We start from the raw sequence: 9,618 nt of genomic DNA on the forward strand, positions 1-9,618 counted from the left end.
TTCACGGGCCGACGCAAGCTGACCAAGCAGGGCGATCCCGAGATACGCCGCCTGCTGCACAACGCCGCCATGACAGCCGCGCGCAAGGGCCATTGGAAGCAGCTATACGAGCAGTATCAAGCGCGTGGCCTGAAGAAGACCCAGGCGCTGGTGATCCTGGCTCGCAAGCTGGCCAGGATCGCCTTTGCTCTGATGAAGAAGCGGGAGGATTACATCCCTCGAACTGGCTAAAAGTGCTTGCAGGGCAACATAGAATCTCCCACGGTTGGCGGCCGAAACCGCCCTACTCCGCAAACAGATCCGGCCCGAACACCTCGTAATGGATGCGCCCCTCGGGAATGCCGAGGTTCTCCAGCGCGTCGTGCTGCAGGCGCATGAAGGGGATCGGCCCGCAGATGTAGTAGTCAGCATCCGGCAGCAGAATCTCGTCGCGGATCGCTTTCACGTCGACCAGGCCCGGGTGGTCGTAGTCCCTCCCCTCCACGTCCTCGTCCAGCGGCTCGTTGTAAAAGACAAGCACCTTGAAATTCGCGTGCTCGCGCTCCGCCTGGCGCAACCGGTCGCGCATGGCATGCACCCGGCTGTTGCGCGCGCCGTGCACGAACACGACCTGGCGCGCCGGATTCTGCAGCGCGGTCTTGAGCATGCTGACCATCGGCGTCAGCCCCACCCCGCCGCTGATCAGCACGATGGGCGTGTGCGCCTCGACATCGATGTGGAAGTTGCCGTAGGGCGGTGACACCTTCAGCTCGTCACCCACCTGCACATGATCGTGCAGCAGGCAGGACACCTGTCCCGGCGGCTGGCCGGGTTCGGCTTCGCGCTTCACCGAGATGCGGTAGGTGCGGCCGTTGGGCATGTCCGACAGGCTGTACTGGCGAATCTGCTGCAAGCCCAGCGTCGGCACCTGCACGGCCAGGCTGATGTACTGGCCGGGCTGGAAGTTCGCCAGCGGCCCGCCGTCGGCCGGCGCCAGCACGAACGAGGTGATCACCTCGCTCTCCGGGTTCTTCTCCTGCACCACGAAGGTGCGCCAGTCGTTCCAGCCGCCGGTGTGGTTGGCGCTTTCCTCGCGCAGGCGACGCTCCATGCCGGTCAGCAGATCGGCCAACTGGCCATAGGCCTGCGCCCAGGCATCGAGGATGTCCTGGCTGGCGGCCTCCTGCAGCACGTCCTTGATGGCGCCTAGCAGGTGCTCGCCGACGATGGGGTACTGGTCGGGCCGCACGCCGAGGCTGGCGTGCTTGTGGGCGATGTTCTCCAGCACCGCGGCAAGGGTTTCCGGCTGCTCGATGTTCGCCGCGTAGGCGTACACCGCGCGCGCCAGGGCTTCCTGCTGCTGGCCGCGCTGCTGGTGGGTCATGTTGAACAGGTTGCGCAGGTCGGGATGCGCCTCGAACAGGCGCTGGTAGAAGCGCCGGATGATGGTCGAGCCCTGCTCGGCCAGCACCGGCGCGGTGGCCTTGATGAGGTCCTTGGTGTCCTGGCTGAGCATGTCGCACTCCTGTAGGCGTTTGCCTTAAGCAAAGTGCGGCATGGCGCGGTTGTCAGCCCGATCCGACCGAGGGACCCGCTATTCCTCGCCGAGGCCGTCGCGCGCCTGCGGCGGCTGGCGCAGGGTGCGCCGCGGCGGGTAGGACGGCACCGACGGGAAGCGCGCCGAGGCATAGCGCACCACCAGGATCGCCACGGCCAGCAGCAGGATGGCGCCGGATACGTAGATCACGCCGAGGTCCGGCCGGTGGTGGTGGGAAATGTCGGAAATCATCAGGCGGGTCAGCGCGGTGATCGCCACATAGATCAGAAAGCGCACCGGCATGTGGTTGGTCTTGAAGTAGATGCCAACCATGGCACCCAGCTCCAGGTAGATGAACAGCAGCAGGATGTCGTCGATGCTCGCCGAGCCCTTGGCCACCATTTCGAGGAAGGCCACCACCGCCGCCCAGGCGGTGATCGCACCGATGGCGAACAGCGCCAGGTAATGGAAGGCCTCGGCCAGCAGGTTGCCGAGCGACTCGGCCAGTTCATGCAGGTTGTTGCGCAGGGTGTCGGCCCAGTTCTGTTTCACGGCGTGGCTCCTTGATGGCAGGGCGGCTAGACGAAAGTCGAATGCAGGCAGCATGCCATGTCTTTATGCGCAGCAACCAGCGTCTTGGGGGTTTGCAGCGTGATGGCAAATCCCTATACTGGATAAACAAACAGTATCCAACCAACCCTTGGAAGAAGGCAGGAGTGATGAATGGCCGTCGAAGTGGTGTACCGCAGCTCGCGCGATCCGGAGCGTCTGTTCATGGATAAGGCCGAAGCCGATCGTTACGACAAGATGCTCGAGCTGGCCGAGGCGCTGGCCGCGGCGCTGGAGAAGGCCGTGCCCTCGCTCGGCGAGGAGCAGCGCGAGGAAGTGGGCATCTTCATGGCCCGCAACCGCGAGGTGTTCGCCAAGGCCTTCAAGGGCCCGGTCGATCTCTCCGAGCTGAACTACGAGAAGCTCTGAACGGTTTTGCAGAAGGGCCATGGCACCGCCCCGCGACACCCCCCTCTCTGTCGCGGCCATGTTTTCCTTCTGCACTTTTATTGGAGCCACCCACCCGGCGGTGGCCAACGCTGCGCGTTCCACCCTACGGCGCGCCCGGCTTCTCCAGCGCCTCCACCAGCGCCTTGAGAAAGCGCGCCGCCTCGCCGCCGGTGATCACCCGGTGGTCGAAGGTCAGCGACAGCGGCAGGATCGGGTGCACCTCCACTTCGTTGCCGCCGGCCACCGGTTCGCGGCGAATGCCACCCGCACCGAGGATCGCCACCTGCGGTGGCACCACCACCGGACTGGCGTAGCGCCCGAACAGAGTGCCGTAGTTGGACAGCGTGAAGGTCGCGCCCATCATCTCCTGCGGCGGAATCGAACGTGCCTGCACGTCGGCGCGCAGCCGCGCCATGCCGGCCCTGAGGTCTTCCGCCGAGCGATTGCCGACATCGCGCAGCACCGGCACGAACAACCCGTCCGGCGTGTCCACGGCGATGCCCAGGTCGAGGGTTTCATGCTGCTTGAGCAGCATTCGGTGCCCGTCGAACCAGCTGTTCAGCCCCGGTTCGACGCGCGCCGCCTCGGCGATGGCCAGGGCCAGGCGCACCAGCGGGTCGCGTGGTTCGGCCCAGCGTTGCAGGTCGGCGTCGCCGAAAATCGTCACCGGCACCACCTCGGCGTGCGCGCGAGCCATGTTCAGCGCCATGCTGCGCCGCACGCCGCGCAGCTTCTCGCCTTCGAAGGCGCCAGCAGAGCCCTGGGCCGCCGTTTCCACGTCGGCTCGGGTGATCAACCCGTCAGGGCCGCTGCCCTGGAGATCCTCCAGGCGCACCTTCAGGCGGTTGGCCAGTTGGCGCACCGCCGGCGTCGCCCGTGGCGCCAGGTGCTCACGGGTGGACGGAGCGGCACCGATGAAAAAGCGATCCTCCTGCGCGTCCGCCGTGCCGCCTTCCAGGCGGCCAACCACCGTGCCGCTGTCGTCCTCGCCTTCGTAGGCCAGCAGCGGTTCACCGACATGCAGGATGTCTCCCGGCGCGCCGAAGGTCTTGACCACCACGCCATCGTAGGGCGCGGGAATGTCGACGATGGCCTTGGCGGTTTCCACCGAGACCAGCAACTGGTCGGCCTTCACGGTCTCGCCGGCCTGCACGTGCCATTCGACGATCTCCGCCTCCTGCAACCCCTCGCCCAGGTCGGGCAACTTGAAGTGCTTCATCGTTGTTCTCCCAGATGTCCGTCAGGCGTAGTCCAGTACCGTCTCGCAGGCGGCGAGGATGTCCTCGACGCCCGGCAGGTAGAGCTGTTCCAGCCGGTACAGCGGTGGCGGGATGTCCGGCGCGGTGACCCGCTGGATGGGTGCGCGCAGGTCGAGCCAGGCGCGCTCGTACAGGCTGGCGGCGATTTCCCCGCCCAGCCCGCCGCTCCTTGGCGCCTCGTGCACGATCACGCAGCGCCCGGTCTTGCGCAGCGAGGCTTCCAGGGTGTCGAGGTCCAGCGGCTTGAGGCAGGCGACGTCGATCACCTCGGCCTCGACGCCCTGCTCGGCCAGGCGTGCCGCCGCCTGCAGGGTTTCATGCACGCTGGCGCCCCAGCTCACCAGCGTCAGGTCCTGGCCTTCGCGCAGGGTGAAGCAGCTGTCCAGCGGCAGGCGTTGGCCATCGTCCTGCAGCGGCTGCGGGTTCATGCGGTACAGGCGGGTGGGCTCCAGAAAGAGCACCGGATCGGGATCGTCGATGGCCGCCAGCAGCAGCCCGTAGGCGCGCGCCGGCGAGGAAGGCACCACCACGCGCAGGCCGGGGATGTGCGCGAACAGCGCCTCGGTGCTTTCGCTGTGGTGTTCCGGCGCGCGGATGCCGGCGCCCATCGGCGTGCGCATCACCAGCGGACAGGACAGCCGCCCGCGCGTGCGGTTGCGCAGGCGGCTGGCATGGGATACCAGGTGCTCCATGGCGGCGTAGATGAAGCCCATGAACTGGATTTCCACCACCGGCTTGAGGCCCTGAGCGGCCATGCCGACGGCCAGCCCGCCGAGCATGGTTTCCGCCAGCGGCGTATCGATCACCCGCTTGCGCCCGAAGCGCTCGCGCAGCCCCAACGTGGCGCGGAACACGCCGCCGTTCACGCCCACGTCCTCGCCGAGCACCACCACGTTCTCGTCATCGGCCATGGCGCGGGCCAGCGCCAGGTTCACCGCTTCCACCAGGCTGTAGGTCTTGTCACTCATGGGCCTGCCCTCCGCGCCGAGCGACGCGCTCGCGCATCTGCTCGCGCTGCTCGGCCAGGGGGGTCGGCCAGCGCTGGTAAAGGTGCTCGAACACCTGGTCCGGGTCGGGCTCGCCGATGCGCTCGAAGCGTTCCACGGCCTGCTGCAGCTGCGCCTGGCAGTGCTCGATCAGGTCCTGCTCGCGCTGCTCGTTCCAGTTGCCGCGGCTGGCCAGGAATGCCTGCAGACGCTTGATCGGCTCGCGCGCCCAGGCGGCGGAGACTTCCTCGTTCGGCCGGTAGCGGCTGGCGTCGTCGGCGGTGGTGTGGTCGCTGAGGCGGTAGCTCAGGCATTCGATCAGCGTCGGCCCCTTGCCCTGGCGGGCGCGCTCCAATGCCGCCTGGATGCGCGTGTAGACCGCCAGCACGTCGTTGCCGTCCACCTGCTCGCCGGGGATGCCCGCGCCGACAGCCTTCTGCGCCAGGGTCGGTGCGCCGCATTGCAGGCTGCGCGGCACCGAGATGGCCCACTGGTTGTTGTTGATGATGAAAACCACCGGCAGCTGCCAGGCACCCGCCACGTTGAGGGCTTCGAGGAAGTCGCCCTTGCTGGTGGCGCCGTCGCCACAGGTGGTGGCCACGGCGCGGTGCTGGTCGCGAATGCGCATCGCCGCCGCCACGCCACAGGCATGCAGCGCCTGGGTGGCGATGGGCACGCAGATGGGGAAATCCTCGCGGGCCAGCGGGTCGGCGAAGGCGCTGCCGCGCTCGTCGCCACCCCAGTAGAGCAGCACCTCCTCCATGCGCGCGCCGCGCATCAGCTGCACCCCGGTGTCACGGTAATAGGGCACCAGCACGTCATCCGGGCGCAGCGCGGCGCCCAGTGCCACGCCGATGGCTTCCTGGCCGAGGCCCTGGGCGAAAGTGCCGATCCGCCCGGTGCGCTGCAGCGCCACGGCCTTCTGGTCGAACAGGCGAGTCAGCACCATCTGCCGATACAGGCGTTCCAGCAATTCGGCATCGTCGGCGCAGGGTGGCAGCGCGGCGCAGGGCCGGCCGTCGGGGTCGAGAAAACGCGTGAAGGGGATTGCAGGGTCGTGCATGCCAGTCTCCTCGGCGCCTTATGGGCGCGGTGGTCGAACCCGATGGGCTTGTGGCCCGGGTCCGTGAGCGAAACCTGTGCGTTGGCGATTACCAGCTGCCGTCAGCCAAACAGTAGCCTTTCCGCCTGCTGGTCGGCTACCCGTGCCGGCGAGCGCTTTTCTGCCTGGGCATGGGCGTAGATATCGGTGAGACGCCGGGGAATCTCCTGCATCTGCGCGGTGATGCGCTCCGGCGGCGCGCCTTCGTGCTGCAGGGAAACATAGATCAGTCCGCCGGAGTTGATCACGTAATCCGGCGCGTAGAGGATGCCGCGCGCTTCCAGTTCATCGGCGATACCCGGGTGGCTCAGTTGATTGTTGGCCGCGCCCGCCACCGCCGCGCAGCGCAGCTGGGCCACCGTCAGGCTGTTGAAAATGCCGCCCAGCCCGCAGGGCGAGAGGATGTCGCAGGGTGTGGCCAGCAGTGCCTCGCTGGGTACCGGATGGGCGCCGAACTGTTCGACCGCCAACTGCACCAGACCCGGGTTGTGGTCGCTGACCAGCAATTCGGCGCCGGCCGCGGCGAGCTGTTCGGCCAGCGCAAACCCCACGTGGCCGAGCCCCTGTACGGCGATGCGCAGGTCTTCCAGATCGTCGCTGCCCAGCCGTGCCAGTGCGGTGGCACGGATGCCGGCGAACACTCCGAGGGCGGTGTGCACCGACGGGTCGCCGCCCTGGCTGGTGCTGGTCACATGGGTGGTCTGCCGGGCGACACAGTCCATGTCGGCGGCAGAGGTGCCGCTGTCCACCGCAGTGATGTAGCGACCGCCCAGTGAATCCACCATTCGCCCGAAGGCCTCGAACAGCGCGGCGCGATCATTCAGGTGCGGTGGGCGCATGATCACCGCCTTGCCGCCGCCCTGTGCCAGGCCCGCCAGCGCGGCCTTGTAGCTCATGCCCTCGGCCAGGCGCATGGCGTCGCGGATCGCGCTCTCCTCGTCCGCGTAGGCAAGGAAGCGGCAGCCGCCGAGCGCCGGCCCCAGCCGGGTATTGTGGATGGCGATGACCGCCCGCATGCCGGTGGCGGGGTCATGCGCAAGGTGCAAGGCCTCCAGCCGGACGGCCTCCATCTGGGCAAACATGGCATCCCTCCGCCGGGCCTGAGTGATCTGGTGCAAGCAGTATAGGTGGCGGCTGCGGGTCGACTGGACGGGCCGGCAAGGCCCGTCTACAAGAATGGGGTCACTTGGAGGCGCGATGAATGGATGCCCGCGAAGCCTGCCTGTCCTGTCTGCGTCGGGGTACGGATGCCCTGTTCGAGGCGGCCCTGTGGATCGCTGCCGAGCACGATCCCACCTTCCAGCCCGAAAGCCTGCTGGCCACCGTCGAGCGCCTGCGCCATCGCCTGTCGACCAGTCTGCCTACCCTGCCGGCCCGCGAGCAGGCGCAGCCGCTGTTACGCCTGCTGAACGCGCTGGACTTCCATGAAGACACCAGCGGCCCGGACAGCGTCCTGGCCCACCGGGTGCTGCAGCGCCGGCGGGGCCAGCCATTGATGCTGGGCCTGCTGGCCCTGGAGCTGGCCCGCCGGCTGGACATTCCGCTGCGCGGCATCAACTTTCCCGGTCGCTTCCTGCTGCGAGTGCCGGGTGCCGACCATTTGCTCGACCCGGCTGGCGGCCGGCGGCTGTACCTGAACGATTGCCGCGAGCTGCTCGAACGTCGCTACCAGGGCAAGCTGCAGCTCAACTCCAGCCATCTGCAGCCCTGCTCGCCCGCAGAGCTGCTGCAACGCATCTCGCGCAGCCTGCGCCATCAGCACCAGAAAGCCGGCCAACTGCTCGCCGCGCTGAAGGATGCCGACCGGGTGCTGCAACTGGGCGTGCCCACGGTGGCCGACCACCTGGCCCGTGCCGATCTCTACCAGCGCCTGGAATGCCCGCCCGGCGAGCGCTACGACCTGCAGCACGCCCTGCTGCTCTGCGAGGACCCCGGCGAGCGCCTGCGCCTGACCGAGCGCCTGCGCGAAGCGGGCACGCCCGACGTGGTGCACTGACAGTCGACGTGGCCGCCCAGGCCACTAGAATGGCGGTCTCCCCCTGGCTTGGAAGCGTGCCCATGCTGTTTGGCGTCCTGTTGGTCATGACCTGGTTGATCCTGCTGATTCGCTACCCGCACAAGGCGTTGCCGGTGTCGCTGGTCGCGCTGCTCGGCATCGGCCTGCTGGCCAGCTGGGTGCTCTGGCAGGAGGCCCGCGACGAAGACCGCCTGGCCCGTCTGGAACTGAGCCTCGACTACGCACCCGGTCAGTGCCCGGCCCATCGCCCGCTGCGCGTCTCCCTGCGCAACACCAGCACGCTGCCGCTGCGCGAGCTGACCTGGCGCATCGCCGCCTACCCGGCCGAAGACGACCTCAACCTGGCCCGCTCGGAAACCGTGGCGCGCTACCACGGTGCCGCGCCGCTGGCCCCCGGCGCGCAGTGGCACGACTGCCTGCCACTACCGGCCCTGCGCCCCGGCTATGTGCCCGAATCCCTGGTTTTTCGTGCCGAGCGGCGACGCGGCCACTTCGCCGATTGAGGCCCGTCAATCGCCGCCATAGAGATTGCCAAGTTCCTCCGCAGGTCGTGCGCGGGCACAGTAGCCACCAACGAACACCGCTTCCCTCAAGGAGGAACGTATGCACCTGATCGCCCGACTGCTGACGCCCGCGCAACCGAACCAGAACAGCCGCCACGCCTGCCAGGAGCACCCGAATTTCTGGATGTACCCCTGCCAGTGAGCACCAGCCGCAAGCGGCCTGTTCGATCAGGCCTCTTGCGTTTTTATTAATACGAATTATTCTCATCTAGCCTTTTCACAGGAGAGATGAGCCATGACCTACCTGATCGACGCCTGGCTGGACCACCCAAAACCCTACCTGCGTGTGCTGGATCGAGCCACCGGCTCGGTTTGCGTGCGCCTCGAAGGGCAAGAGCTGCAGGAACTGCGCGAACAGGGCGAACTGGACCCCGCCGTGCTCACCACCGACCGGCCCGGCGAACTCAAGGAACTGGTGCGCACCCTGTTTCTGTTCAGCTACGCCAGGGCGCTGCGCGCCTGAACCAGACACCGCGCCGCCCCTGCGCTGCACGCCGTGCCAGCCGCCTGGGTGTAGGGTGGTCAACGCTGCGCGTTGGCCACCGCGGCGCTGACCCGCCGACAGCGGTAGAATCGCCGCCTTTCCCCAACCCAGTCGCCGTTCCATGCCCCAGCCCTCTTCCCCCATCGTCGTCATTGGCGGCGGCCCCGCCGGTCTGATGGCCGCCGAAGTACTGACCCAGGCCGGGCTGTCCGTGGATCTGTACGACGCGATGCCCTCGGTGGGCCGCAAGTTCCTGCTCGCCGGGGTCGGCGGTATGAACATCACCCACTCGGAAGCCCGCGAGGCCTTCCTGTCGCGTTACCGCGAAGCGCGTCCGGCGCTACAGCCGCACATCGAAGCCTTCGACGCCGAGGCGCTGCGCGCCTGGATTCACGGCCTGGGCATCGATACCTTCGTCGGCAGCTCCGGTCGGGTGTTTCCCACCGACATGAAGGCCGCGCCGCTGCTGCGCGCCTGGCTCAAACGCCTGAAGGACAGTGGAGTACGCATCCACACCCGCAGCCGCTGGCTGGGCTGGAACGACACGGGTCAGTTGCGCATCGCCAGCGAACACGGCGAACAGGCCGTCGACGCCGCGGCGGTGATCCTGGCGCTGGGCGGTGGCAGCTGGGCGCGGCTGGGCTCGGACGGCGCCTGGGTGCCGCTGCTGCAACAGCGCGGCGTGCCTGGCG

12 protein-coding genes are annotated in these 9,618 nt (G+C 67.8%); 6 read left to right on the forward strand and 6 right to left on the reverse strand.

The window, feature by feature from the left end:
* Positions 1-231 (forward strand): transposase (locus tag AS93_RS19415; RefSeq protein ID WP_037009376.1); only part of this gene is annotated, 231 nt, incomplete at its 5' end.
* Between the two features lie 52 nt (positions 232-283).
* Here AS93_RS19415 and hmpA read toward each other — a convergent pair.
* Together hmpA and AS93_RS0113825 are read right to left on the reverse strand one after the other, a co-directional pair.
* Positions 284-1,495, reverse strand: coding sequence for an NO-inducible flavohemoprotein (gene hmpA, locus AS93_RS0113820; RefSeq protein WP_027591161.1), 1,212 nt, complete (start codon positions 1,493-1,495; stop codon positions 284-286).
* 78 nt (positions 1,496-1,573) lie between these two features.
* A complete protein-coding gene (locus tag AS93_RS0113825) occupies positions 1,574-2,068 on the reverse strand; it encodes a phosphate-starvation-inducible protein PsiE (RefSeq protein ID WP_027591162.1) in 495 nt (164 codons plus the stop codon).
* Between the two features lie 171 nt (positions 2,069-2,239).
* On the opposite strand from AS93_RS0113825, the gene AS93_RS0113830 reads away from it, so the two are divergent.
* A complete protein-coding gene (locus tag AS93_RS0113830; RefSeq protein WP_027591163.1) occupies positions 2,240-2,494 on the forward strand; it encodes a YebG family protein in 255 nt (84 codons plus the stop codon).
* A 124-nt stretch (positions 2,495-2,618) separates the two neighbouring features.
* Here AS93_RS0113830 and AS93_RS0113835 read toward each other — a convergent pair whose 3' ends face one another.
* The 4 genes from AS93_RS0113835 to AS93_RS0113850 all read right to left on the reverse strand — a co-directional run bounded on the left by AS93_RS0113835 (position 2,619) and on the right by AS93_RS0113850 (position 6,944).
* On the reverse strand, positions 2,619-3,734 hold the full coding sequence (locus AS93_RS0113835; protein WP_027591164.1) for a dihydrolipoamide acetyltransferase family protein: 1,116 nt from the start codon (positions 3,732-3,734) through the stop codon (positions 2,619-2,621).
* A gap of 21 nt (positions 3,735-3,755) precedes the next feature.
* Positions 3,756-4,742, reverse strand: a complete 987-nt coding sequence (locus tag AS93_RS0113840; protein ID WP_027591165.1) for an alpha-ketoacid dehydrogenase subunit beta — start codon at positions 4,740-4,742, stop codon at positions 3,756-3,758.
* Positions 4,735-5,823: a pyruvate dehydrogenase (acetyl-transferring) E1 component subunit alpha gene (gene pdhA / locus AS93_RS0113845; protein WP_027591166.1), complete on the reverse strand. Its 1,089-nt coding sequence runs from the start codon at positions 5,821-5,823 to the stop codon at positions 4,735-4,737. Before pdhA ends, AS93_RS0113840 begins: the two co-directional genes overlap by 8 nt.
* Before the next feature lie 101 nt (positions 5,824-5,924).
* Complete coding sequence (locus tag AS93_RS0113850) at positions 5,925-6,944, reverse strand: Glu/Leu/Phe/Val dehydrogenase dimerization domain-containing protein (RefSeq protein WP_027591167.1); 1,020 nt, start codon at positions 6,942-6,944, stop codon at positions 5,925-5,927.
* 119 nt (positions 6,945-7,063) lie between these two features.
* Here AS93_RS0113850 and AS93_RS0113855 point away from each other — a divergent pair, with 119 nt between their 5' ends.
* From AS93_RS0113855 to AS93_RS0113875, 4 genes are all read left to right on the forward strand, one after another.
* Positions 7,064-7,858, forward strand: coding sequence for a transglutaminase family protein (locus tag AS93_RS0113855; RefSeq protein ID WP_027591168.1), 795 nt, complete (start codon positions 7,064-7,066; stop codon positions 7,856-7,858).
* Positions 7,859-7,920: 62 nt separating this feature from the next.
* Complete coding sequence (locus tag AS93_RS0113860) at positions 7,921-8,382, forward strand: hypothetical protein (protein ID WP_027591169.1); 462 nt, start codon at positions 7,921-7,923, stop codon at positions 8,380-8,382.
* 295 nt (positions 8,383-8,677) lie between these two features.
* Positions 8,678-8,905 carry a hypothetical protein gene (locus AS93_RS0113870; RefSeq protein WP_027591170.1) on the forward strand — a complete coding sequence of 76 codons (228 nt, stop codon included), beginning with the start codon at positions 8,678-8,680 and terminating at the stop codon, positions 8,903-8,905.
* A gap of 142 nt (positions 8,906-9,047) precedes the next feature.
* Positions 9,048-9,618, forward strand: a 571-nt coding sequence (locus AS93_RS0113875; protein WP_027591171.1) for an FAD-dependent oxidoreductase, incomplete at its 3' end; no start/stop codon positions are given.

It is taken from the genome of Pseudomonas sp. RL, assembly GCF_000647775.1.
Lineage (GTDB): Bacteria > Pseudomonadota > Gammaproteobacteria > Pseudomonadales > Pseudomonadaceae > Serpens > Serpens flexibilis.

Excerpts from the sequence above, each read along its gene's own strand:
- AS93_RS0113855 (WP_027591168.1), top strand. The coding sequence starts at position 7,064 with ATGGATGCCCGCGAAGCCTGCCTGTCCTGTCTGCGTCGGGGTACGGAT.
- AS93_RS0113840 (WP_027591165.1), bottom strand. The coding sequence starts at position 4,742 with ATGAGTGACAAGACCTACAGCCTGGTGGAAGCGGTGAACCTGGCGCTG.
- hmpA (WP_027591161.1), bottom strand. The coding sequence starts at position 1,495 with ATGCTCAGCCAGGACACCAAGGACCTCATCAAGGCCACCGCGCCGGTG.
- AS93_RS0113860 (WP_027591169.1), top strand. The coding sequence starts at position 7,921 with ATGCTGTTTGGCGTCCTGTTGGTCATGACCTGGTTGATCCTGCTGATT.
- pdhA (WP_027591166.1), bottom strand. The coding sequence starts at position 5,823 with ATGCACGACCCTGCAATCCCCTTCACGCGTTTTCTCGACCCCGACGGC.
- AS93_RS0113835 (WP_027591164.1), bottom strand. The coding sequence starts at position 3,734 with ATGAAGCACTTCAAGTTGCCCGACCTGGGCGAGGGGTTGCAGGAGGCG.
- AS93_RS0113870 (WP_027591170.1), top strand. The coding sequence starts at position 8,678 with ATGACCTACCTGATCGACGCCTGGCTGGACCACCCAAAACCCTACCTG.
- AS93_RS0113830 (WP_027591163.1), top strand. The coding sequence starts at position 2,240 with ATGGCCGTCGAAGTGGTGTACCGCAGCTCGCGCGATCCGGAGCGTCTG.
- AS93_RS0113850 (WP_027591167.1), bottom strand. The coding sequence starts at position 6,944 with ATGTTTGCCCAGATGGAGGCCGTCCGGCTGGAGGCCTTGCACCTTGCG.